Below are 23,765 nucleotides of genomic sequence, written 5' to 3'. Positions count from 1 at the left end.
AGCAGCGTGCCCTCGGCCATCATCTCGTAGAGGCGGTGGACACCGGTCGTGGTCTCCTCCGTCACACCGCGGATCTCCGACGCGAGCTGCGTCCACTTCTGCGGGGCCTCGGCCAGGGTGCGGTTGAGGAGGGTGAGGATGTGGGCGTACTCCTCGGAGGACGCCGTGGACGGGTCCGGGGCCGCGCCTGCCTTCTCGAACTCGACGCCCTTGTGGACCAGGAGGGTGGCGTCACCACCGTCGTCCAGGATCATGTTCGGACCGCCGGTCGGGGTGTTCGGCCAGGTCAGCGCCTGCTCCGTGCACCACCAGTACTCCTCCAGCGTCTCGCCCTTCCAGGCGAAGACCGGGACGCCCTGCGGGTTCTCCGGGGTGCCGTTCGGGCCGACCGCGATGGCGGCGGCCGCGTGGTCCTGGGTGGAGAAGATGTTGCAGGACGCCCAGCGGACGTCGGCGCCGAGGGCGACGAGCGTCTCGATGAGCACGGCCGTCTGCACCGTCATGTGCAGCGAGCCGGTGATGCGGGCGCCCGCCAGCGGCTGCGCCTCCGCGTACTCCTTGCGGATCGACATCAGACCCGGCATCTCGTGCTCGGCCAGGGTGATCTCCTTGCGGCCGAAAGCGGCAAGGGAAAGGTCGGCGACCTTGAAGTCCATGGGTGCTGCTCCTCATGGGTCGAGAGGTGGGTACGGCTGGGCCGTGCACGGGCTGGCCGGTGCACTGAGCACAGTCCGCCGCGGGGCCCTCTCTCCCCTCGGCCGGTCACGAGGACCGCCCGACCGCCATCAGCGGCGACGCCTGACACTGATGACGAATCTACACCGATCGGCGCAGCGGGCCCCAGTGGGGACGGGAAGAAGTCGCGCTTCGTTTTCAGGCCGCCCGGCGGAACGTTCGGGGCCTTTCGGGCTTTTGATCCACCCCTCGCCTGTTGCAGGATGCCGGTGGATCGGTTCGTACGCGCGATCTCGCGGACCAGCGGTGTGAAGGAGATTCCAGTGACCAGTCCTGCCGGCCCTCCCGGTGACGGTACGAGCGGGCGGGGGCGCCCGAAGCTGCTCGCCGTGACGGCGTGCCCCACGGGGATCGCGCACACGTACATGGCCGCCGAGAAGCTCCAGCAGGCGGCCGCCGAGCTGGGCGTGGACCTGAAGGTGGAGACCCAGGGCTCGATCGGCGCCGAGAACGTGCTCACTGACAACGATGTCAGCGAGGCGGACGGGGTCATCATCGCCGCCGACAAGGAGGTCGACCGCGAGCGGTTCGCGGGCAAGCGGGTCCTGGTCACGGGGGTCGCCGACGGCATCCACCGGCCGAAGGAGCTGATCGAGCGCGTGCGGAGCGCGCCGGTGCAGGCCGGTACGGCCGCCGCGGGGGGTGCGGGAGGCCCGGGAGGCGGCGGCAAGGAGCGGAGCCTCGCGTACAAGGCGCTGATGAACGGCGTCTCGTACATGATCCCCTTCGTGGTGGTCGGCGGTCTGCTGATCGCCATCGCGCTGGCGCTGGGCGGTCACGCCACCGCCGAGGGGTACGCGGTCACCCCGGGCACCTTCTGGGACCAGCTGTTCCAGATCGGGGTCCTGGGCTTCACCCTGATGATCCCGATCCTCTCCGGCTACATCGCGTACGCCATCGGCGACCGGCCGGCGCTGGTGCCCGGCATGATCGGCGGCTTCATCGCGAACACGGGTGCGCTGTACGGCTCGGAGTCGGGTGCCGGTTTCATCGGGGCGATCGTGACGGGCTTCCTGGCCGGCTACCTGGTCCTGTGGATCAAGAAGGTCCAGGTCCCCAAGGCCGTCCGGCCGATCATGCCGATCATCGTGATCCCGATCGTGGCCACGACGGCCCTCGGCCTGTTCTTCGTCTACGTCATCGGCAGGCCCGTCTCGTGGCTCTTCGAGAGCCTCACCGGCTGGCTGTCGGGGATGACCGGCACCAGCGCGGTCCTGCTAGGCGCCCTGCTCGGCCTGATGATCGCCTTCGACATGGGCGGCCCGGTCAACAAGACGGCGTTCCTCTTCGGTACGGGGCTCATCGCGTCCGGGAACTACGCCGTCATGGGCATGTGCGCGGCGGCCATCCCGGTGATGCCGCTCGGGCAGGGCCTGGCGACGCTCCTGCGCCGCGGGCTGTACTCGGAGCAGGAGCGTGACACCGGTATGGCGGCGCTGTTCATGGGTGTCTTCGGCATCTCGGAGGGCGCGATCCCCTTCGCGGCGGCGCGGCCGGCGATCGTGATCCCGGCGAACATGCTGGGCGGCGCGGTGGCCGGTGCGGTCGCCGGTGCGGCGGGCGTGGGCGACCACGTGCCGCACGGCGGTCCGGTCGTGGCCGCGCTGGGTGCGATCAGCGGCTGGGCCTGGTTCCTGATCGCGATCGCCATCGGCACGGTGGTGACCGCGCTGACGACGAACGCGCTGATCGGGATCAAGGCGCGCCGGGCCCGGAAGCCCGCCGCGCCGGTGGCGGAGCCGGTGCCCGCCGGCGCGGGAACCGGGGCGGAGGGCAGGGCCGGGGGAACGGCCGCCGGGGGCGCGGCCGTGCGGGCGCGGACGGAGACGGCGGCGGTGACCGCTCCCGACGCGGGTCCGGAGGTGCTGTCCGGGTACCTGACCCCACGGACGGTCAAGACGGAGCTGGCTTCGGACACCAAGGAGGCGGCGATCCGGGAGATGGCCGAGCTGCTGGCCGCCACGGGGAACGTCCGGGACGTGGACGAGCTCGTACGGGTGGCCCTCGCCCGGGAGGCGCAGGGCACGACGGGGCTCGGCGAGTCGATCGCGATCCCGCACGCCAAGACGGACGCGGTGACCCGGCCCATGGTCGGCTTCGCCCGGTCCTCCGGGGGCATCGAGTGGGGCTCGCTCGACGGTACGAAGGCCCGGCTGGTCTTCATGATCTCCGTGCCGGAGGCCTCGGCGGGCGACGAGCACCTGCGGATCCTGGCGCTGCTGTCGCGCAAGCTGATGGACGGGGACTTCCGCGCCCGGCTCCAGTCCGCGCCGGACGGCCCGGCGGTCCTGGAGGTGCTGGGCGAGATCCGGTAGCCGGGCCGCGTACGGCCCCGCCCCGCCCCGCCCCGCACGCGCGAAGGCCCCCGCAGCCGGTGAGCTGCGGGGGCCTTCGGGTGCCGTCGGGGGCCGGTCAGTGGGCGTCGGCCTTGCCGAGGCCGACGGCCTCGGGCTGGTAGATGTCCGGCTCCAGGTAGATCACGCGGGCGATCGGGACGGAGGCGCGGATGCGGGCCTCGGCGGCGTTGATGGCGTTGGCCACCTCGGTCGCGGTGTCGTCGCCCTGGACGGCGATCTTGGCGGCGACGAGGAGTTCCTCGGGGCCCAGGTGCAGGGTGCGCATGTGGATGATGCGGGTGACGGTGTCCCCGTCGACGAGCGCGGCCTTGATCTTCTCGACCTCGGCGGTTCCGGCGGCCTCGCCCAGCAGCAGGGACTTGGTCTCCAGGGCCAGGACGACGGCGATGACGATCAGCAGGACGCCGATGCAGAGGGTGCCGATGCCGTCCCAGACGCCGTTGCCGGTGATCAGGGCCAGGCCGACGCCGCCGAGGGCGAGGACGAGGCCGACGAGGGCGCCGAGGTCCTCGAGCAGGACCACCGGAAGCTCGGGGGCCTTGGCGCTCTTGATGAACTGCTTCCAGCTCTGGTTGCCGCGGCTCTCGTTGGACTCCTTGATCGCGGTGCGGAAGGAGAAGCTCTCCGCGATGATCGCGAAGACGAGCACGCCGACGGGCCAGTACCAGGCCTCGATCTCGTGCGGGTCGTGGATCTTCTCGTAGCCCTCGTAGATCGCGAACATGCCGCCGACGGTGAAGAGCACGATGGAGACGAGGAACGCGTAGATGTAGCGCTCCCGGCCGTACCCGAAGGGGTGTTGCGGGGTCGCCTCGCGCTGGGCCTTCTTCCCGCCGAGGAGCAGCAGGCCCTGGTTTCCGGAGTCGGCGACCGAGTGGACGCTTTCCGCGAGCATCGACGAGGAGCCGCTGAAGAGGAATGCCACGAACTTGGCTACAGCGATGGCGAGGTTGGCGGCGAGTGCCGCCACGATCGCCTTGGTACCGCCCGACGCGCTCATGGGTGCTGGGTGTCCTTCCTGGCCACTGGCTTACGGCCGCACATTGTTGCAGCTGTCGGTGTGGTCGGCGCTACGTCAGATGACGACTGTGGCCCGGAAGACGGTGCCACTGCCGGACAGTTCGGTCTTTTCGCCCGCCGGCACGAAGACCGACTCCCCTGGCGCGAGGGCCAGTTCGCCTACGCGGGGCGCGCCGGCGGTGCAGAGCAGGATCTGCGGGGTGCCGTCGGGGAGGGCGCGGGGGGCGCCTCCGGGGGCCAGGACGTGCCGGGAGAGCCGGAACTCGTCGATGGGGGTCTCGTAGACCTCCTCGCCGTCGCCCTCGGGGCGCAGGACGCCCGGGGCGCTCGGCTCGAAGACGACCACCTTCAGCAGCTCGGGGACGTCCACGTGCTTGGGCGTCAGCCCGCAGCGCAGCACGTTGTCCGAGTTGGCCATGAGTTCGACGCCGAGGCCGTCGAGGTAGGCGTGCGGGATGCCGGCGCCGAGGAACATGGCCTCGCCGGGCTGGAGCCGGACGTGGTTGAGGAGCATGGCCGCGATCACGCCCGGGTCGCCGGGGTAGTCGTGGACGAGCCCCGCGTAGGGCTCGTACGGGCCTTCGAGGCGCTCGGCGGCGGCCGCGGTCTCGGCGACCGTACGGGCCATCTCCTCGCGGTCGGCGGTGAGGACGGCGGTGAGGACCTCGCGCAGGGCCGCCTCCTCGGGGTGGGCGCGCAGCAGGTCGACGTACGGCTTGAGGGAGTCGACGCCGAGGCCTTCGAGGAGGTCCGCGGCCTCCAGCGGCGGGCGGAAGCCGCACAGGCCGTCGAAGGGGGTGAGGGCGCAGATCAGTTCGGGCTTGTGGTTGGCGTCCTTGTAGTTGCGGTGGCCCGCGTCGATCGGGACGCCCCGGCGCTCCTCGTCCTCGAAGCCCGCCCGGGCCTGGGCCAGATCGGGGTGGACCTGGAGGGAGAGGGGGGCGCCGGCGGCGAGGACCTTGAGGAGGAAGGGCAGGCGGGGGCCGAACTTGGCGACGGCGGCGGGGCCGAGCTCGCCCTCGGGGTCGGCCGCGATGACGGCTGCCAGGGTGGTCTCGCCGGCTCCGCGGTCGAGGCGGGAAGGGGCGCCGGGGTGGGCGCCCATCCACATCTCGGCCTGGGGCTCACCGGTCGGCTCGACTCCGAGGAGGGCCGGGATCGCGGTGGTGGATCCCCACGCGTAGGGGCGGATCGTGTTGGTCAGGCGGTCCATCGTCGTCGTCTTCCTGGATCTGGATGTGGTGCGGGCACGGGTGTGTGCCTCAGCCGCGTCCCCGGCCGGCCAGCGCCAGGTAGGCGGTGGCGAAGTCGGTGACGGCGAGGAGTTCGGCGAGCTGCTCCAGCTCTCCGCCCTCCTCCGGTTCGAGCTCGCTGACGGCCGTGTCGTGGCCGGCGGCGAGCTCGCGCGCGGCCGGGGCGGCGGTGAGCCCGCCGGCCGGCCGGTCGCGCAGCAGGACGATGCGGGCGCGCAGGGCCTGGGGCTCCTCGACGCGGTCCCGGAAGAAGTCGTCGGTGTCGCCCCCGGCGGCGAAGGAGCCGGCGAGCAGCACGCCGTGGGCGGTCAGCGCCTCGGGGAGGGCCGCGGCGAGCGCGGGGCGGCCGGCCAGCTCGGCGAGGGTGGCGGCGAAGCGGCGGCCGGCGGGGCCGGCGGCCTCGCCCTCGGTCCAGATCAGGGGGAGCGAGTCGGCCAGCTCGGCGGCGAGGGTCTTGGCCGGGTTGGAGTAGGTGGCGATGGCCGGGCCGCAGCGCTCGGCGGTGCGGTCGAGCCGGTCGGCGGCGCGCTGGAGGGCGTCGGGGGCCGCGCTGACCATGCCGATCTTGTCGAGGAGGACCAGCAGCGGGGTCAGCAGGGCCCAGAGGGCGCCGGGGCCGGCCACGGCGGACTCGTCGTACTCCTGGTACGGGGCCTTGGCCATCGGTACGAGGACCCCGTGCGCGCCGTCCACCGCCTCGCTCAGCGGTGAGCGCTCGGGGGCCACGGCGACCACGGTGCAGCCGCGCCGGTAGGCCTGCTCGGCGAGGACGGCGAGGCCGGGCTCGGTGCCGTCGGTGGTGGCGAGGAGCAGCAGGTCGACGGGGCCCGCCCAGCCGGGCAGGGTCCAGCGCAGTGCTCCGGCGGCGTGGGCGACGCCGATGGGGTGCAGGCGGGTGACCGGGGCGGAGGCTCCGGCGAGGGCGCCGAGCAGGTCGGCCACGCCGGTGGCGGCGGTGCCGGAGCCGGCGATCAGCACGGCGCGCGGGCGCCCGTCGGGGCGCAGGTCCCCGAGGCCGGCCTCGCTGGCGTGGCGGGCCGCGGTGCGGACTCTGGCCCCGGCCTCGGCGGCGCCGCGGAGCAGGCCCCGGCGGTCGGCACGGGCGAGATCGTCCGGTGCGTCGAGGAGTGACTCGTCGAGCATGGGGGCCTCCGGCGGTGTTGACGGATCCAGGCTGGTCGAGCGGCGGGGCCGGTCAGGCGGGGCGGCGGGCCTCGTCCACGAGGAGGACCGGGATGCCGTCGCGGACCGGGTACGCGAGACCGCAGTCCTGGCCGGTGCAGAGCAGCTCGGGGGTGGTCTCGTCCGCCGATTCGTCCCGGAGGGGGGCGTGACAGGCGGGGCAGGCGAGGATCTCCAGCAGGCCGGCTTCGAGCGGCATGAGCGGTTTCCCTTCGGGGGTGCGGATCGCGGATTGGGCGAGGTCAGCGTACCGCCGAGTCACCTGCGGTGCGGGGCGGCTCCGCGTGGCCCGGGGCCGGGGCTCCGGGGCGGGTGGGGCGGGTGCGGCGCCGTCGTACGGGGGCTCTGCCCCGGATCCCCGCGCCCCGAACGCCGGCGGGGCTGGTTTCCGCTCCGCCGGCGCCGGGGGTGGGTCAGGCCCGGACCAGGGCCAGGACCTCGTCGCGCACCTTGGCCAGGGTGGCCTCGTCGCGGGCTTCGACGTTGAGGCGCAGGAGCGGCTCGGTGTTGGAGGGGCGCAGGTTGAACCACCAGTCGGCGGCGGAGACCGTGAGGCCGTCCAGCTCGTCGAAGGTGACGCCCTCCTGGCCGGCGTAGGCGGCCTTGACGTCGGCGGTGCGGGCGGCCTGGTCGGCGACGGTGGAGTTGATCTCGCCGGAGCCGACGTAGCGGTCGTACTCGGCGACGAGCTCGGAGAGGGTGCCCTCCTGGCCGCCGAGGGCCGCGAGGACGTGGAGCGCGGCGAGCATGCCGGTGTCCGCGTTCCAGAAGTCCTTGAAGTAGTAGTGCGCGGAGTGCTCGCCGCCGAAGATGGCGCCCGAGGCGGCCATCTCGGCCTTGATGAAGGAGTGGCCCACGCGGGTGCGGACGGGGGTGCCGCCGTGCTCGCGGACGACCTCGGGGACCGACCACGAGGTGATCAGGTTGTGGATGACGGTGCCGGTGCCGCCGTTGCGGGCCAGCTCGCGGGCCGCGACCAGGGCGGTGATCGCGGACGGGGAGACGCCCTCGCCGCGCTCGTCGACGACGAAGCAGCGGTCGGCGTCGCCGTCGAAGGCGAGGCCCAGGTCGGCGCCCTCGGCGAGCACGCGGGCCTGGAGGTCGACGATGTTCTTCGGGTCGAGGGGGTTGGCCTCGTGGTTCGGGAAGGTCCCGTCGAGCTCGAAGTACATGGGGACGAGGTCCAGCGGGAGGCCCTCGAAGACGGTGGGGACGGTGTGGCCGCCCATGCCGTTGCCCGCGTCGACGACGACCTTCAGCGGGCGGATGGCGGTCAGGTCGACCAGGCCCTTGAGGTGCTCGGCGTAGCCGGTGAGGGTGTCCTGCTCGGTGATGGTGCCCGGGACGGTGCCGGCGGGGATCTCCGGGGCGCCCTCGTCGGTCCACTTCTCGGCGAGCTCGCGGATGGTGGCGAGGCCGGTGTCCTGGCCCACGGGCGCGGCGCCGGCGCGGCAGAGCTTGATGCCGTTGTACTGGGCCGGGTTGTGCGAGGCGGTGAACATGGCGCCGGGCAGGTCCAGCTTGCCGGAGGCGTAGTACAGCTGGTCGGTGGAGCACAGGCCGATCAGGGTGACGTCGACGCCGCGGGCGGCCGCGCCCCGGGCGAAGGCGGCCGACAGGCCGGGCGAGGAGGGCCGCATGTCGTGACCGACGACGATCGCCGTGGCGCCGGTGACCTCGACGAACGCAGCACCGAACAGCTCTGCCAGGGTCTCGTCCCACTCGTCGGGTACGACGCCACGGACGTCGTACGCCTTGACGATGTTCGAAAGATCTGCGGCCACTGCCTGCCCTCCTGAAGGTTCTGTGCGGTGGAGCAAACCTACCCTGTACGGAGAGCGGCTTTTCAGACGATCCGCGTGTCAGGAGTCGGGCGAACGCAGGACGCGCAGGTGTCCGCGGCGTGTCTCGCCGGCCACCGGGGCGCCGGGTCCGGCCCCGCCGGCCTCGGCCGCGCGCTCGGGCGGACGGGCCGCCTCACGCACGGCGTTGGCCAGGGCTTCGAGGTCGTCACCGGTGGGGCGCGACGGTCCGGAACCGTCCGACAGGCGTACGACTTCCCAGCCGCGCGGAGCGGTCAGGCGCTCGGAGTGCTCGGCGCACAGGTCATAGCAGTGGGGTTCGGCGTAGGTGGCGAGCGGGCCGAGAACTGCGGTCGAGTCGGCGTAGACGTACGTCAGTGTGGCGACGGCAGGGCGGCCGCACGCGGTGCGCGAACAGCGACGTACAAGGCTCACGACGTTGGACGGTACCGCACTCTTGACCGGGCCGCGACGACTCTCCCCCCGGCCACTCCCCCGTGTCGTGCTCCGCGGTGAGTGACGAAGAGGGCGACGAGTCCGTAATGCGGCCCGATCTTGGCCGGATCGTTCGGGGGGTGACACCGTCGTGACACCTCGTCGTGACCGTATCGGGTCCTGGCCGGGGCGTGCGGGCTACCCTGCGGGGGTGACGGACAGTGCGCTTCCTCCCCGCCCCGCGGACCCCGCCGGGGCCCCTTCCGAGCCGCGGCCGCGGCGGCGTGACCGGCACGGCCGGGGGATGCGCGGACCGCTGGCCCCGCCGCAGGTGCCGCTGTCCGCGAGCCGGGCGGAGCTGTTCGGCGACCTCGTACGGGACTCGGTGGAGCGGCTGGAGCGGCGCTGGACGCAGCTGGCCGAGGTGGAATTCGTGATCGCGGACGTGCCGGGGCCGCCGGGCGGTCCCGACGCGGGCTGGAACGACGAGGCGGTGCCGCTGGGCGGCCTGGTGGAGGCCCGGGACGGGAAACCGGCGCGGATCGTGGTGTTCCGGCGGCCGGTGGAGATCCGGGCCAAGACGCGGGACGAGCGGGCGATGCTGGTGCACGAGATCGTGGTGGAGCAGGTCGCGGAGCTGCTCGGGCTGTCCCCGGAGACGGTGGACCCCCGGTACGGGCAGGACTGACCGGTCTCGGGGGCCGGGCCTTCGGTCGAGCCGGCGCCGGCGGGCTCAGCGCAGCAGGATCGAGGGGTCCTCGGCGGCCCGGGGGACCGAGACCGTGGAGCGGTCGTCGCCGAAGGCCTGGACGGTGAACATGGGGATCCCGTCGTGCGGCAGGGTCAGGGTGCGGGCCGCGTGGACGGGTCCCCCGGACAGGGTCTCGACGGTCAGGGCGTACGGGCCCTTGCCGCCGGAGGGGGCCGGCGGGGCCAGGGCGCGGGTGGTGCCCGCCTTGACGGTGATCTCCTGGACGGCCGGCTGACCGCCCTCGGTGCCCGGGGAGGCGGTGACGCGGACCTCGGCGTCGGCGCCGGCGGCCGTCAGGGTGAGGACGGTCGCCTTGTCGTCGGCCCGGTTGTCGGCGACGGTGGCCCGCTCCCCGACGGGGGTGCTCGCCGGGATGAAGCCCAGTTCCTGCTTGGCCGCGGTGCCGCGGACCACGTGCAGGGCCGCGACCACGGGTACGGCCTTCGCCGGGTCGGCGGGGGCCAGCAGCAGCGAGCCGGCCTCGCCGCGGGTCACGTCGCCCAGGTCCAGGCCGGCCGTCATGCCGCCCTTGACGTGGAGGCGCTCCTTGCCGGCCGGGCTGAGGGGACCGGTGGGGCCGGACAGCTTGACGGTGAGGTCGGCGTCGTCCTCGCCGGGGGCGAAGGCGACCAGCCGTACCGAGGTGGCGTCGGCCGGGATGCCGGGCAGCACCAGCGTGTCGGCCGGGCCCGCGGAGGCGGGGAGCCAGTCGGTGCCGGTGCCGTCCTCGGCGACGTGGGTGGAGGCGCCGACCCGGCCCGAGCTCGCCGTCACGTGGGCGGTGACGTCGGTGAGCCGGCTGTCGGGGGCCAGCGGGGACAGCCACACCTTGGTGGTGGAGCGGGGGTCGACCCTGATGACGGGGTCTACGGTGCCCGGCTTGTCCTTGAGCAACCCGTCCGGGCCGTACAGCGTGATGGTCACCTCGGCGGTCGTGTCGTCCGGGTTGGTGAGGTGGACGTAGTCCTGCCGGCCCTTGGCGGTGCTGACGCCGGGGAACCAGAAGTCCGTGCCGGGGGCGGTGCAGGCGAGCCCGAGCAGTCCGCGTGCCTGGCCGACGGAGACCTTGGTGGTCTGCTGGGCGGTCCAGCCGGGGGCCAGGGCGCCCTCGGCGGCGCCCGTCAGCGCGGGTGCCTCCGCGCCGGAGGCGGTGGCGGCGACGGGCCTGCCGGGCTCCCCGGGCTCCAGGACCGCCTTGCCGTCCTTGCCGGCCAGCCGGGCGGTGCCCTTGCCGCCGCCCTTGCCGGGGGTGAGGGAGGTGTACGTGGTCTCGGCGATGTCGGAGGAGCTGGGCGCGGGGCACACCAGCACGGACCGCTCCACCGGCATCCGGGCGGCGGCCGCCCGCCCGGTGTCGCCGCCGGCCGGGGCGGCGGCGGGGGCGGTGAGGAAGGCCAGACCGGTGGCGGCGGCCAGGGCCGCCGTCACGGCCGCGAGCGTCAGGGGGGCGCGCTGCTTCACTGCTGGTGGCTCCCGTCCGGACGCGGCTGGTGCTGTCCGTAGGTGTCGTACTGCTGCTCGTACGCGTACGGGTGGGGCTGCTGTTGCTGCGGGACGTGCGGCTGTTCCGGGGGAGGGGGGTACTGCCCGGCGTACTGGCCGTACGGGTCGTACGGCTGCTGCCGCGGCTGCGCGTGCGGCTGCTGCGGCTCGTACGGGTAGGGCTCCTGGTAGGCGTACGACTCCTCGCCGTGGACCTGCTGCGCCGGGATCCGCGCGTACGGGTCGACGACGGCGTCGGCGGGCGCGGGCTCCGCGGCGGGCCCGGCCGTACGGCGGGCGCGGCGGCCCCGGCCGGGCTCGCCGGGGCCGTCCCCGGCGGCGCCGGGGGCGGTCTCCTCCGGCAGGTCGTCGTCGAGCCGGGCGCGGCGGCCCGGCAGGGCCATCACCAGCAGCACCAGGGCGAGGAAGCCCTGCGCCCAGTGCCAGGCGTCCCGGGGGAGGGAGTCCCGGTGGACGAGGTCGAGGCGGCCGCCCTCGGGGGGCAGTACGAAGCCCTGTGCCCAGCCGTCGACCGTCTTGGGCGTGAGGGGCCGGCCGTCGAGGGCGGCCCGCCAGCCCGGGTCGGCCCGGTCGGCGATGCGCAGGGTCCGGCCCTCGGGGCCGTCGGGGACGTCGGCGTGGACCTCGACGGGCCCGGCGTCGACGGTGATCGGGGCGGCCTGGCCGTGGCCGGGGAGGATCGCCGCGCGGGAGGTCAGCCGCTCGACCTCCCACAGGGCGGTGCCGTCGTTCTGGTGGCGCTGCTTGAGGCCGGGGGTGCCGTCGAGGATGCGGCGCATGGGGGCGGAGCCGCCGGGCGGGATCATGACGTAGCGCACGGCGAAGGCGCTGAGCTGCTCGGACTGGTTGGCCCCGGAGCCGGAGACCAGGCTGGAGACGGCCTTGGCGAGGCGGGGGTCGGGGCCGGCCGCGGCGAGGAGTTCGCCGTCGCCGAGGCGGGCGCCGGAGCCGCGGACCAGGACGTAGGAGACGGTGGCGGGCGAGTCGCCGCCGAGGACCAGGGTGCGGGTGCGGTTGGTGTCGCCGGAGTGCTCCGCGACGACGGCCGGGACCTGGACGGGGTCGCGCCGCCCGAGCGGCCCGTCGGCCCCGGCCGCCGCCCAGGCGGCGGCGAGGAGCAGGGGGCCGGCGGCGGCGGCGAGGGCGGTCAGGGCGGCCAGCGGCTGGCGCCAGCCGAAGCTGCGGGCGGCGACGCGTTCCTTGGCGCCGTCCGCGCCGAGCACGGCGGCCGCGAGCAGCGCGAGTCCGTACAGGAGGGTGCCGGGGCCTGCCCAGCCGGTGCGGTTCAGCAGGACGGCGAGGAGCAGGCCGGCGAGGGCGGCACCCCAGGCGGTGCGGACGGCGAGCCGCCGGTCGGCGCGGAGCAGGGCGGCGAGGGCGGCGAGCAGGGTGCCGGCGAGGAGGAGGTGGCCGGGGGTGCCGGGTCCGCCGGGGTCGGCGCCGAGGAGGCCGAGCGGGGTGGCGGAGCCGCTGCCGTAGGGCAGTCCGGCCTCGCGCAGGAGGCGGCCGGGGTGGCTGAGCAGGCCCAGGGACCAGGGCGCGAGGACGACCAGGGGTACGGCGAGGGTGACGAGCAGGCGGGCGGCGTACGTCGTGCGGTGGGCGCGGCGCGCGAGGAGCGCGGCGATGCCGAGGACGGCGGCGAGGGGCCACACGACGGGGCTGAAGGCGGTGGCCAGGGTCAGCAGGAGGGCGTACGTCCACATCGCGCGTCGGCCGCCGCCCGCCCCGGCGCCCGCGAAGCCGTGGGCGGTGACGGCGGAGCGGGCGAGGACGGGCAGGAGTACGGCGAGGACGGCGGTGCCGAGCCGGCCGCCGGCGAGGGCGCCGGTGACGGCGGGCAGGAAGGCGTAGGTGACGGCGGCCCAGGCGCGCAGCAGCCGGGAGGTGACGAGCGGCCGGGAGGCGAAGTAGGCGGTGAGTCCGGCGAGCGGGACCGAGCCGACGAGCAGCAGGGTCAGGGCGGTCCGGGTGGAGCCGAGGAAGGGGAGGGACAGGCCGGCCAGGATCGCGAGGTAGGGGGGTGCGCCGGCGGTGGTGCCGGTGCCGACGGGCTGCCAGTCGCCGGTGTAGGCGTGCCAGAGGCCGCCGCCGGCGGGGGCGGGGAGCAGGGCGCCGCCCATGAGGCTGCCGCCGCCGATGAGCCCGCGGCAGGCGACGAGGGAGACGAGGAGCAGGCCGGCGAAGAGGACGGGTGAGGGGTTGCGGGCGATCCGGCTGAGCCGGCCGGGCGGGCTGGTGTCGAGGTAGTCGGCGTCGTCGCCGCCGGGTCCGGTTCCGAGGGCTCCGCCGTGCCGGCCGGAGGGGGCCGGGTCGCTGTCGCGGCCGGAGCCGAGGTAGGCGGCGAACTGTTCGGCGCCGGCGCGCAGGGTGGCGCCGGGCGGCGGGAAGAGGGGGCGCAGCTCGGCGGCGGGCACGGCGGGGCGGCGGCGGGCCTTGCGGGCGGTGAGGATCCTGCCGGGGCGCAGCAGGGTGGCGAGCAGTCCGGTGATCTCGTCGACGGCCTGGCCGGGGGTTTTGCCGACGAGGTAGCCGAGGGCTCGCAGCAGGGTGCCGAGGAGCAGGCGCAGCAGGACGTAGGGCAGGGCGCGGCCGGGGGTGTTGGCCAGCATGGTGTGGACGGCGCCGGCCTTGTCGACGCGGTGGGGGCTGACGGCGGAGCGGCCGGCGCAGTCGACGGTGCGGCGTTCGCGGGCGGCGGCTTCGGCGTGCCGCAGGACGGCGTCGGGCGCGACGAGGACGGTGTGGCCGGCGTTGTGGGCGCGCCAGCAGAGGTCGACGTCGTCGCGCATCAGGGGCAGCCGGCGGTCGAAGCCGCCGAGGGCGTCGTAGACGTCGCGGCGTACGAGCATGCCGGCGGTGGAGACGGAGAGGACGGGGCGCACCTGGTCGTGCTGGCCCTGGTCCTGTTCGCGGCGGTCGAGGCCGGTCCAGCGGCGGCCGCTGCGGGCGATGGTGACGCCGGCCTCGAGGAGCTGTTTGCGGTCGTACCAGCCGCGGAGTTTGGGGCCGATGACGGCGGCGTCGGGGTTCTGGTCGGCGACGCGCAGGAGTTCGGTGAGGGCGTCGGGTTCGGGTGCGCTGTCGTCGTGGAGCAGCCAGAGCCACTGGACGGGTTCGCCGTGGGGGAGGTCGGGGAGGTCGTAGGCGTCGTCGCGCCAGGTGCGGCTGACGGGGTCCCAGCCGCTGGGGCGCTTGAGGTACGGGAGTTCCTCGGGGGTCAGGGTGCCGGCGCTGCGGGCGGCTTCGTCGACGGCGGTACCGAATCCGGTGCGGCGGGCGAGGTGCAGGACGCGGTCGTCGCCGAAGGCCTCGGCGAGGAGGCGGGCGGAGTCGTCGGCGCTGCCGGTGTCGGCGGCGACGTGGTTCTGCGCGGGGCGTTCCTGGGCGAGGAGGCCGGCGAGGGTCTCGGGCAGCCAGCGGGCTCCGTCGTGGGCGACGAGGACCGCGGTGACGACGTGCCGGGGGAACTCGGGGGTGGCGGCTGCCTGGTGGGAGGCCGTCGAGTTGCTGTGCAGGGACATCGCGTACGGGCCCTCCGGCCTGGGGGTGCCCCCGGACGGAGTCCGGGGGAGGTTCCGGGGTGCGGGGCCCTCGGAAGCTGCTGGACAGCGCCCCACACTAACGGCTGCGAGGGGGAGGGTACGCCGTGTCCGGAGAAGGCCGGAACGCGACGGTCCGCCTCCTGCGGGGAAGGTGCGGGAGGCGGACCGTTTGCTCAGTCTGCTGTTGTGTCAGGTGCGTTCCGTGCTGCTCCGCGACCGTTTCGGATCGCCGTCTCAGACCGCTGCCTTTTTCAGCCGGCGCCGCTCGCGCTCGGACAGTCCGCCCCAGATGCCGAAGCGTTCGTCGTTGGCGAGGGCGTATTCGAGGCACTCGGAGCGGACCTCGCAGGCGAGGCAGACCTTCTTGGCTTCGCGGGTGGAGCCGCCCTTCTCGGGAAAGAAGGATTCGGGGTCGGTCTGCGCGCACAGTGCGCGCTCCTGCCAACCGAGCTCCTCGTCCGCCTCTTCGACCAGCAGTTCCTGAAACAGCTCGGTCATGTGCGCCCCTCGCTCTGTCTGTGCGTCCCCGTGATGTTGCCGTTACTGATCGCCGAGCAACGACACGAGTGAAATTACAAGTGTGTGGCTCCTGTGCAGTCAAGCCGAGATCTGCTATTGGGGCCCTTATTCACTCTGCGGAACCAAGCGTATACAGAAAGTGTTCATATCGCCAAAAATCGTGACACAAGCCACAGGCTGTCCGCGAATGCCTCCCTCGTCCGAGGTCGACGCGTCACCCTGTGGAGGGGTTGCGATTCGGCCGAAGATGCAGCCTGGATCACATTCCGATCACGAGTGACGCCAACGGGTTTGAGACTGGTTCCCGCGGGCTCGGTGCGGCACCTCCCCGGGCAGCGGGTGCACAAACCTTTCTCCGCGCACAGCAACCGGATGAGGTGAAAGTTTTCCCTCAAACCGGACATTGGGTTGACAGTCCGGCCCTCAGCCCGGTCTCCTTGTCCTCATGTCAGCGCCCGCAGCCGCCACCCGGACCCCCATTCGTGGGTTCCTGCGTGCTGCCCAGGTTCGCTGTTGCTGTTGCAGCTGTTGATGCCACCGGAGCCCCGGCTCCCCTGAGCACCGGCCACACCCCACAGCAACCGCCCCGCACGACTGACATCCGTCGAGGACACCCCACGATGAACAGCGCCTCCGCCGCCCCCACCGCTCCCGCGACCGCCCCGTCCGCCGCCGCCGTCGTCGAGAGCGACGTCCAGATCGCCGGCGACATCCTCGCCGTCCAGCACCTCCTCCAGCCCGCCCGCGAACACCCGGCCACCGTCGCCGAGTTCGCCGGCCTCGCCCGGTCCATCGCCGAGGACCGCGCGAGCTGGGAACACCTCGTCCAGTACGACGCCACCACCCGCTGGTACCACCGCCTGCGCACCGGCCCCGGCTACGAGGTCTGGCTGCTCAGCTGGGTCCCCGGGCAGGGCAGCGGCCTGCACGACCACGGCAGCTCCTCCGGCATCATGACCGTCCTCGACGGCGAACTCGTCGAACACACCCCGCGCACCGGCCGCATCAGCCACCGCCCCGGCACCCAGCGCGTCTTCGCCCCCGGCCACGCCCACGAGGTCGTCAACGACAGCCTCAACGGAGCCGTCAGCCTGCACGTCTACTTCCCCGGCCTGACCGAGATGCCGATGCACAGCTGCTCCCCGGCGCGCGAGGCGCACGTACCCGCCTGACAGACTTTGATGCATGCGCATTGTTGTTCTGGCCGGCGGCATCGGCGGCGCCCGTTTCCTCCGCGGACTGAAGTCCGCCGTACCCGACGCCGACATCACCGTCATCGGCAACACCGGCGACGACATTCACCTGTTCGGGCTCAAGGTGTGCCCCGATCTGGACACGGTGATGTACACCCTCGGCGGTGGCATCAACGAGGACCAGGGCTGGGGCCGCGCCGACGAGTCCTTCACCGTCAAGGAAGAACTCGCGGCGTACGGGGTCGGACCCACCTGGTTCGGCCTCGGCGACCGCGACTTCGCCACCCACATCGTCCGCACCCAGATGATCGGCGCGGGCTACCCGCTCAGCGCCGTCACCGAAGCCCTCTGCGACCGCTGGCAGCCGGGCGTCCGGCTGCTGCCCATGTCCGACGACCGCGTCGAGACCCACGTCGCGATCACCGACCCGGAAACCGGCGAACGCCGCGTCATCCACTTCCAGGAGTACTGGGTCAAGCTGCGCGCCTCCCTCGACGCCGAGGCCGTCGTCCCCGTCGGCGCCGACCGGGCCCAGCCCGCCCCCGGCGTTCTCGACGCCATCGCCGCCGCCGACGTCATCCTCTTCCCGCCCTCCAACCCCGTCGTCTCCATCGGCACCATCCTCGCCGTACCCGGCATCCGCGACGCGCTCGCCGCCTCCCCGGCACCCGTCGTCGGCCTCTCCCCCATCGTCGGCGGAGCACCCGTACGGGGCATGGCCGACAAGGTCCTCGCCGCCGTCGGCGTCGAATCCACCGCCGCCGCCGTCGCCCGCCACTACGGCTCCGGCCTCCTCGACGGCTGGCTCGTGGACACCTCCGACGCCGACGCCGTCGCCGAGGTCGAGGCCGCGGGCATCGCCTGCCGGGCCGTCCCGCTGATGATGACCGACACCGCCGCGACCGCCGCCATGGCCCGCGCCGCGCTGGAACTCGCGCGGGCCGCCCGGTGACCGTCCCCTCCTACACGGTGCGGGCCGTCCCCGGCATCCCCGAGGTGCGGCCCGGCGACGACCTGGCCCGCCTCATCGCGGACGCGGAACCGGACCTGCGCGACGGGGACGTCCTGCTGGTCACCTCGAAGATCGTCTCCAAGGCCGAGGGGCGCATCGTCCGCGCCGACTCCCGCGAGGAGGCCATCGACGCCGAGACCGTACGGGTCGTCGCGCGCAGGGGCCCGCTGCGGATCGTGGAGAACCGGCAGGGCCTCGTCATGGCCGCCGCCGGTGTCGACGCCTCCAACACCGCACCGGGCACCGTACTGCTGCTGCCCGAGGACCCCGACGCCTCGGCCGCCGCGATCCGCACCGGCCTGCGGGCCGCCCTCTCCGTCGACGTGGGCGTCATCGTCACCGACACCTTCGGCCGGCCCTGGCGCTCCGGGCTGACCGACGTCGCCATCGGCTCGGCCGGAGTGCGCGTACTGGACGACCTGCGCGGCGGCACCGACGCCCACGGCAACCCGCTGAGCGCGACGATAGTGGCGACGGCCGACGAACTGGCCGCGGCCGGCGACCTGGTCAAGGGCAAGGCGGCCGGGCTGCCGGTGGCCGTCGTACGCGGACTGGGACACGTACTCGGCGAGGGCACCTCGGCGGCCGACCTGGTCCGCGCGCCCGCCGACGACATGTTCCGCCTGGGCACCTCGGAAGCCGTACGGGAAGCCGTCACCCAGCGCCGCACCGTACGCGCCTTCACCGGCGACCCCGTCGACCCGGGCGCCGTACGCCGCGCCGTGGCGGCGGCGGTCACCGCCCCGGCGCCGCACCACACCACACCGTGGCGGTTCGTCCTGCTGGAGTCCGCCGCCGCCCGCCTCGAACTGCTCGACGCGATGCGGGACGCGTGGATCGAGGACCTGCGGCGCGACGGCAAGTCCGAGGAGTCCATCGCCCGGCGGATCAAGCGCGGGGACGTCCTGCGCGACGCCCCGTACCTGGTCGTGCCGTGCATGGTGACCGACGGCGCCCACGACTACGGGCACGCCCGCCGGGACGCGGCCGAACGGGAGATGTTCGTCGTCGCCATGGGCGCCGGCGTGCAGAACTTCCTGGTCGCGCTGGCCGGGGAGCGGCTCGGCTCCGCATGGGTGTCCTCGACGATGTTCTGCCGGGACGTGGTGCGCAAGGTGCTCGCGCTGCCGGACGGCTGGGACCCGATGGGGGCCGTCGCGGTGGGCCACCCCGCGGCACCCGCCGCCGAACGGCCGGCCCGCCCGGCGGACGCCTTCATCGAGGTGCGCTAGAGCAGGCCGATGTCACCGCGCGGCATCCGCGGCACCCGGCGCGGCGGAATGCGGCCCGCCAGGAGCACCAGCCGGGCCGCGCGGTGCCGCTGGCCCTCGTACGGGGCCAGCAGCTCCAGCATCCGGGCGTCGTCGGCGTCCCGCTCGTCCGCGAGGGCGTAGCCGATGATGCCGGGCAGGTGCAGATCGCCGGTGGTGACGGCGTCCGGCGCGCCGTTGCTGCGCTGGAGGGTCTCGGCGGAGGTCCAGGGGCCGATGCCCGGTACGGCCTCCAGCCTGGCGGCGGCCGGCCCGAGCTCCATCGACGCCGCCTCCTCCAGACGGTGGGCCACCCGGGCGGCGCGGACGATGGTGGCCGAGCGCTTCATGTCCACCCCGGCCCGGTGCCAGTCCCAGGAGGGGATCAGCGCCCATTCCCGGGCGGCGGGCATCACGTACAGCTCCCCGCCCAGCGGCCCGGGCGCGGGCTCCCCGTACTGGCGGACCAGGCGGCGCCAGCCGCGGTACGCCTCGTCGGCGGTGACCTTCTGCTCCAGGACGGTCGGGATCAGCGACTCCAGCACCAGACCGGTGCGGGTCAGGCGCAGGCCGGGGCGGCGGCGGTGGCTGGTGTGCACCAGACGGTGCCGGGGGACGAAGGCGGCGGGGTCGTCGTCGGCGCCGAGCAGCGCGGGCAGCGTCTCGAGCAGCCAGTCCCGGCCGGGACCCCACGCCTCGGCGTCCGCCCCGTCGGGGGTGGCGGCGACCCGCAGCGCGGCGGGGCCCTCGGGGGTGCGGGTGCCCCGCCAGACGGCGCCGTCGGGGGTGGTGCGGAAGGTGGGGTCGCCAGGGCCGCGGCGGAGCGGGCCGAGCACCAGCCCCAGGTCCACCGCCGCGCCGGACCGCCAGCTGCGGACCTTCCCGCCCCCGGCGGTGCGGGCGGGGGGCACGGTGGTGCGGGTGGAGGGGGTGAAGCGGCCGGCCATGCCTTGAGCGTAGCCGCCGCCGCTGCGCGGGGCCGTCCCCCACCCGCCCTTCGCCCGTTCCCCGGGACTCCGCCCCGGCCCCCTCCTCGGGGCCAGCCCCCAGACCCCCGCGCCTCAAACGCCGGCGAGGCTGGGATTGGCAGCTGCGCAAGGGGGCGGGGGCGGGGTGGGGTGTCGTCCGGGGCTAAAACGAGATGAATTCGGCGCCAGGTACCCCGTACCACTCAGACCCGGAACGGGCGCCGAACATCGAAGCCCGCCCCGGACGACACCCCACCCCGGCACCGACCCCGACCCGAAGCCACCCCACCCGAACCCCGCCCAGCCAAGGCAACCACCCGGCAGGGCAACCCCCACCCGAGCCCCCCGACAGGGCTACGCGCCAACGGACCCCGTCCGGCCGGGCCCCCACCCCCGATCCGCCCGGCCAGGGCAGGGCAGGGTCAGCGTCCCTGGAGCTTCGCCGAGGACGTCCGCGTCGGGGGGAGTTGCTTGTACAGGAGGCGGCCCGGGCATTCCGTCGCGAAGCCGTCCCGGTGGCCCGAGATGACGTGCAGCTTCACGTTTCTGCCCTTCGGGTAGCGGTTGCCGCCGCCCGACTTCAGGGTGGTCTTCGCCCGCGGGTCGGCCCCGAAGAGGCCCAGCTTCCAGGCCGTGAGCCGCGCCACCGCGTTCACCGCCGCCGCCGGCGGCGCGGTCGAGGAGTAGCTGCCGATCACCGCGACGCCCATGCTGTCCGTGTTGAACCCCATGGTGTGCGCACCGAGCACCGGCTTGGCGACTCCGCCCGCCCGGCCCTCGTAGACGGTCCCGCACCTGTCGACGGCGAAGTTGTAGCCGATGTCCCGCCAGCCGCTGCTCACCACGTGGTAGCGGTACAGGCTCCGCAGCACCGCCGGGGCGTCCTTGCAGGCGTACTTGTTGCCGGAGGCCGTGTGGTGGACGAAGGCCGCCCTGACGGTGCTGGTGTAGACGAAGCCCGTCTCGCGCAGGGACTCGTCCGCGCCCCAGCCGCGCCGCGTCACGATCTTCGGGCGGGGACCGATGTACGGCCGGGCGGCGGCGGCCGCCTGGAACTCGCCCTCGCTCGCGAAGGCGGCGTCGGCCGTCGAGTCCTCCTTGTTCAGCTCCGGGATCTCCAGCGCGCCGAGCGGGGCGTGCGGGAGGTTGACGGAGGAGGACTCCGCCGTCTCCATGGTCATCCCGGGCAGCGCCACCGCGTCGCCCTTGTCGTCGCCCGAGGGGCGGCGCGCCGGGCGGGTCAGACCGCCCTGGCCGCCGTTCTTGCCGTCCGGGACCGCCACCGGCTGTTCCGCCCCGGGGTCGACGAGCTCGATCCGCATGCCCGACGGCAGCCGCGAGGCGGCCCGCGTGCCGGCGTTCTCCGCCTGGACGCGGACCTCCACCCCGTCGGAGGCCCCGACCCACAGCGGGGCGGTGCTGCCGCGGACGCGGCCGGTGCCGCGTTCGGGCGCGTCGGGGTCGGCGGCGTGTTCGCCGTTGTGGGTCTCGACGTCCTGCCAGTCCGACCACTGCCGCGTGCCGACCGCACGGGTGCGGACCTGGACCCGGCCGACGAGCGGTGTGCTCACGTCGTCCCAGACGACACCGACCAGCGAGAACGTCTTGACCTCGCGGGCCGCCAGTCCCCGGGTCTCGGCCCGGTCCGGTGCGGTGCTCATGCCGGGCACGCCGGGGATCCGGGCGCCCGAGGGGGCCAGGGGGACGAGCGGCAGCGACTGGGTGGAGCCGGCGGGGACCGCCGGGATCGACTCGGCCAGGGCAGGAGTGGTCAGCGCGAGCGGCAGGGCCAGTGCGGCAGCCGTCGCGACGCCGATGGAGGAAGCAAGGAATCCGCGCATGGAAGCGATGCTGAGCACAGCCACCATGCGGCGCCATCGGAGAACTGACGATCCGTCCGACGATCCGTACGGCCCGCCTACGCCGTACGGGCGAGCCGCGGCCCTCCGTCCGGGCGACGGGCCCGCGTACGCTGGGCCGGTGAACGCCACTGACCGCACCCCTGCCGACCTGCTGCGATCCGCGCTCGCCGCCGATCCGGGCCGCCCCCTCGTCACCTTCTACGACGACGCCACGGGCGAGCGCGTCGAATTGTCCGTCGCCACCTTCGCCAATTGGGTGGCCAAGACCGCCAATCTGCTCCAGGGCGACCTGGGCGCCGGGCCGGGCGACCGGCTCGCGCTGCTGCTCCCCGCGCACTGGCAGAGCGCCGTGTGGCTGCTCGCCTGCGCCTCCGTCGGGGTGGTGGCCGAGGTGGGCGGCGATCCCGCCGGTGCCGACCTGGTGGTGAGCGGCCCCGACACCCTGGACGAGGCCCGGGCCTGCTCCGGGGAGCGGGTCGCGCTCGCGCTGCGTCCGCTCGGCGGGCGGTTCCCGCAGCCGCCGGCCGGGTTCGCGGACTACGCCGTGGAGGTGCCCGGGCAGGGGGACCGGTTCGTGCCCTTCGTCCCCGTCGACGCCGACGGCCCCGGCCTGGTGGTCGGCGGCGAGGAGCTCTCGTACGCGGACGTGGTCGCGCGGGCGCGGGCCGACGCGGCCGGGAGGGGCGCCGGCGAGGGCGCCCGGGTGCTGTCGGGCCTCGGCTACGACACCTGGGAGGGGCTGTCGGCAGGGCTGTACGGGCCGCTGGCCACGGGCGGGTCCGTGGTGCTGTGCCGCCATCTCGACGCGCTGGCGCCGGCCGCGCTGGAGCAGCGCGTCGAGAGCGAGCGCGTCACCCTCAGGGTCTGACCGCCGTCCCGCCCGAGCGGCGGTTCCGCCGCGAATTGTCACCCGCATGGCTCTTGCCCCACCCCTGCCCCCGGGCCCGCGACGTCACCCGGGGGCAGGATCGGCTGAAGGCCGTACTCACCCGTACGGCTGGTCGCCTGGGGTGAGGGGACGGAACGCGAGTGACGGACAGCGCGGGCATACGGGACGGCGCAGGAGCGGCCGGAGGCAGTGGGAGGCCTCCGCGCGGCCGCCGGCGCCGGCTCCTGCGCTGGATCGGGCTGGGGCTGGTGCTGCTGGTCATGGCGGGGGCGTCGGCCGGCTGGTGGGTGTACGCCAAGCTCGACGGGAACATCACCGAGGACACCTCCGCCGAGGCCGAGCTGCGCCGCTACGAGCGCGAACGCCCGGCGCACGTCGGGACCGGCGTCCAGAACATCCTGCTGATCGGCTCGGACTCCCGCTCGGGCAGGGCGAACTCGCGCTACGGGCAGGACAAGGGCACCCAGCGCTCGGACACCGCGATCCTGCTGCACCTGCCGGCGGACCGCCGCAGCGCCACGGCCGTCTCGATACCGCGGGACCTGATGACGCGGATCCCGAGCTGCCTGAAGGGCGACGGCTCCCGCACCGGCGAGCGGTTCGCGCAGTTCAACTGGGCCTTCCAGTGGGGCGGGGCCGCCTGCACGATCCGTACGGTCGAACGGCTGACCGGGATCCGGATCGACCACCACATGGTGGTCGACTTCGGCGGGTTCAAGAAGATGGTCGACGCGGTCGGCGGGGTGGAGGTGTGCCTGGAGCGGCCGGTGGTGGACGAGGAGGCGCGCCTCAAGCTCCCGGCGGGCCGGCAGTTGCTCCGGGGCGAGCAGGCGCTCGGTTTCGTCCGGGCCCGGTACGGCCTGGGGGACGGCAGCGACACCGAACGGATGGAGCGCCAGCAGCAGTTCCTCGGCTCGCTCGTGGAGAAGGTGCAGAGCAACGGGGTCCTGCTGAACCCGGGGCGGCTGTACCCGGTGCTGGACGCGGCCACCTCCTCGGTGACCACCGACCCGGGGCTGGCGTCGCTGCGCGGGCTGTACGAACTCGTACGGGGCGTACGGGACATACCGACCGACCAGGTCAAGTTCCTGACCGTACCGCGTCGCCCGTACGCGGCCGACCCCAACCGGGACGAGCTGATGGAGCCCGACGCGACCCGGCTCTTCCGGCAGCTGCGGATGGACCGGCCGCTGACGGTCACCTCTCCGCAGCCCCCTCCGCGGACGGATCCGGAGCCCGATCCGGAGCCCCGTACGCGGCCCTTGGAGGCCTCCCCGAAGGGCACCGGACCGGCCACGGCACCGGGCAGGACGGCCGCCTCGGAGGGGGCCGGGCCGACCGAAAGCGGAAGGCCCGTCCCGCCCGCTCCGGTGCCGACGTTCACGGGAACCACGGCGGCGGAGGCCCGTTGCCGGTAAAGCAATCCAAAAGCCGGGGGTCCGACCGAGCCGGATGAGCGCTTTGAACCGTTATAGGGGGAGTGGATTTT

The 23,765-nt window shown here is 74.2% G+C and carries 19 protein-coding genes; 7 read left to right on the top strand and 12 right to left on the bottom strand.

The features are described 5' to 3' along the window. Window positions 1-656: adenosylhomocysteinase (locus ACZ4WZ_RS13115; protein ID WP_467889102.1), on the bottom strand; the 656-nt coding region annotated here is incomplete at its 3' end. A gap of 342 nt (window positions 657-998) precedes the next feature. On the opposite strand from ACZ4WZ_RS13115, the gene ACZ4WZ_RS13110 reads away from it, so the two are divergent. After that, the gene (locus ACZ4WZ_RS13110; RefSeq protein WP_467889100.1) at window positions 999-3,050 is read left to right on the top strand and encodes a fructose-specific PTS transporter subunit EIIC; all 2,052 of its coding nucleotides are present in this window, start codon (window positions 999-1,001) and stop codon (window positions 3,048-3,050) included. Between the two features lie 97 nt (window positions 3,051-3,147). Here the strand turns inward: ACZ4WZ_RS13110 and ACZ4WZ_RS13105 are convergent, their stop codons facing one another. The 6 genes from ACZ4WZ_RS13105 to ACZ4WZ_RS13080 all read right to left on the bottom strand — a co-directional run bounded on the left by ACZ4WZ_RS13105 (window position 3,148) and on the right by ACZ4WZ_RS13080 (window position 8,784). Beyond that, window positions 3,148-4,092 (bottom strand): cation diffusion facilitator family transporter, encoded by a 945-nt coding sequence (locus ACZ4WZ_RS13105; protein ID WP_467889097.1) that lies wholly within the window; start codon window positions 4,090-4,092, stop codon window positions 3,148-3,150. A 75-nt stretch (window positions 4,093-4,167) separates the two neighbouring features. Further along, window positions 4,168-5,325 carry a mannose-6-phosphate isomerase, class I gene (gene manA / locus ACZ4WZ_RS13100; RefSeq protein WP_467889095.1) on the bottom strand — a complete coding sequence of 386 codons (1,158 nt, stop codon included), beginning with the start codon at window positions 5,323-5,325 and terminating at the stop codon, window positions 4,168-4,170. Between the two features lie 49 nt (window positions 5,326-5,374). Beyond that, window positions 5,375-6,508 (bottom strand): SIS domain-containing protein, encoded by a 1,134-nt coding sequence (locus ACZ4WZ_RS13095; RefSeq protein ID WP_467889092.1) that lies wholly within the window; start codon window positions 6,506-6,508, stop codon window positions 5,375-5,377. 52 nt (window positions 6,509-6,560) lie between these two features. Continuing rightward, the gene (locus tag ACZ4WZ_RS13090; RefSeq protein ID WP_384539954.1) at window positions 6,561-6,746 is read right to left on the bottom strand and encodes a Trm112 family protein; all 186 of its coding nucleotides are present in this window, start codon (window positions 6,744-6,746) and stop codon (window positions 6,561-6,563) included. Window positions 6,747-6,960: 214 nt separating this feature from the next. Beyond that, entirely contained in the window at window positions 6,961-8,331 is a 1,371-nt protein-coding gene (locus ACZ4WZ_RS13085) for a phosphomannomutase/phosphoglucomutase (protein WP_467889090.1), read from the bottom strand. Window positions 8,332-8,409: 78 nt separating this feature from the next. Then, entirely contained in the window at window positions 8,410-8,784 is a 375-nt protein-coding gene (locus ACZ4WZ_RS13080; RefSeq protein WP_467889087.1) for a DUF3499 domain-containing protein, read from the bottom strand. A gap of 211 nt (window positions 8,785-8,995) precedes the next feature. On the opposite strand from ACZ4WZ_RS13080, the gene ACZ4WZ_RS13075 reads away from it, so the two are divergent. Then, complete coding sequence (locus ACZ4WZ_RS13075; protein WP_467889085.1) at window positions 8,996-9,472, top strand: metallopeptidase family protein; 477 nt, start codon at window positions 8,996-8,998, stop codon at window positions 9,470-9,472. Window positions 9,473-9,517: 45 nt separating this feature from the next. On the opposite strand, the gene ACZ4WZ_RS13070 is transcribed toward ACZ4WZ_RS13075, so the two are convergent. From ACZ4WZ_RS13070 to ACZ4WZ_RS13060, 3 genes are all read right to left on the bottom strand, one after another. Next, a complete protein-coding gene (locus tag ACZ4WZ_RS13070) occupies window positions 9,518-10,996 on the bottom strand; it encodes a DUF5719 family protein (RefSeq protein ID WP_467889082.1) in 1,479 nt (492 codons plus the stop codon). After that, window positions 10,993-14,562, bottom strand: a complete 3,570-nt coding sequence (locus tag ACZ4WZ_RS13065; RefSeq protein ID WP_467889079.1) for a glycosyltransferase — start codon at window positions 14,560-14,562, stop codon at window positions 10,993-10,995. Before ACZ4WZ_RS13065 ends, ACZ4WZ_RS13070 begins: the two co-directional genes overlap by 4 nt. 255 nt (window positions 14,563-14,817) lie before the next feature. Continuing rightward, window positions 14,818-15,081 carry a WhiB family transcriptional regulator gene (locus ACZ4WZ_RS13060; protein WP_003983763.1) on the bottom strand — a complete coding sequence of 88 codons (264 nt, stop codon included), beginning with the start codon at window positions 15,079-15,081 and terminating at the stop codon, window positions 14,818-14,820. Window positions 15,082-15,722: 641 nt separating this feature from the next. On the opposite strand from ACZ4WZ_RS13060, the gene ACZ4WZ_RS13055 reads away from it, so the two are divergent. From ACZ4WZ_RS13055 to ACZ4WZ_RS13045, 3 genes are read left to right on the top strand one after another with little or no spacing between them, the layout of a single operon-like run. Then, window positions 15,723-16,274 carry a cysteine dioxygenase gene (locus tag ACZ4WZ_RS13055; protein ID WP_467889075.1) on the top strand — a complete coding sequence of 184 codons (552 nt, stop codon included), beginning with the start codon at window positions 15,723-15,725 and terminating at the stop codon, window positions 16,272-16,274. Between the two features lie 13 nt (window positions 16,275-16,287). After that, entirely contained in the window at window positions 16,288-17,247 is a 960-nt protein-coding gene (cofD, locus tag ACZ4WZ_RS13050) for a 2-phospho-L-lactate transferase (RefSeq protein ID WP_467889072.1), read from the top strand. Next, window positions 17,244-18,539 carry a coenzyme F420-0:L-glutamate ligase gene (locus tag ACZ4WZ_RS13045; RefSeq protein ID WP_467889069.1) on the top strand — a complete coding sequence of 432 codons (1,296 nt, stop codon included), beginning with the start codon at window positions 17,244-17,246 and terminating at the stop codon, window positions 18,537-18,539. Before cofD ends, ACZ4WZ_RS13045 begins: the two co-directional genes overlap by 4 nt. Here ACZ4WZ_RS13045 and ACZ4WZ_RS13040 read toward each other — a convergent pair. Then, the gene (locus ACZ4WZ_RS13040; RefSeq protein WP_467889067.1) at window positions 18,536-19,504 is read right to left on the bottom strand and encodes a DNA-3-methyladenine glycosylase family protein; all 969 of its coding nucleotides are present in this window, start codon (window positions 19,502-19,504) and stop codon (window positions 18,536-18,538) included. The genes ACZ4WZ_RS13045 and ACZ4WZ_RS13040 overlap by 4 nt on opposite strands. Before the next feature lie 443 nt (window positions 19,505-19,947). Further along, window positions 19,948-21,366: a peptidoglycan recognition protein family protein gene (locus ACZ4WZ_RS13035; RefSeq protein WP_467889064.1), complete on the bottom strand. Its 1,419-nt coding sequence runs from the start codon at window positions 21,364-21,366 to the stop codon at window positions 19,948-19,950. A gap of 139 nt (window positions 21,367-21,505) precedes the next feature. On the opposite strand from ACZ4WZ_RS13035, the gene ACZ4WZ_RS13030 reads away from it, so the two are divergent. Beyond that, the gene (locus ACZ4WZ_RS13030; RefSeq protein WP_467889061.1) at window positions 21,506-22,255 is read left to right on the top strand and encodes a TIGR03089 family protein; all 750 of its coding nucleotides are present in this window, start codon (window positions 21,506-21,508) and stop codon (window positions 22,253-22,255) included. A 161-nt stretch (window positions 22,256-22,416) separates the two neighbouring features. Further along, a complete protein-coding gene (locus ACZ4WZ_RS13025) occupies window positions 22,417-23,694 on the top strand; it encodes an LCP family protein (protein ID WP_467889058.1) in 1,278 nt (425 codons plus the stop codon). Window positions 23,695-23,765 lie beyond the last annotated feature (71 nt).

The sequence above is a fragment of the Streptomyces sp. NPDC029122 genome (genome assembly GCF_055569445.1).
This window is presented reverse-complemented; position numbering and strand designations above follow the sequence as displayed.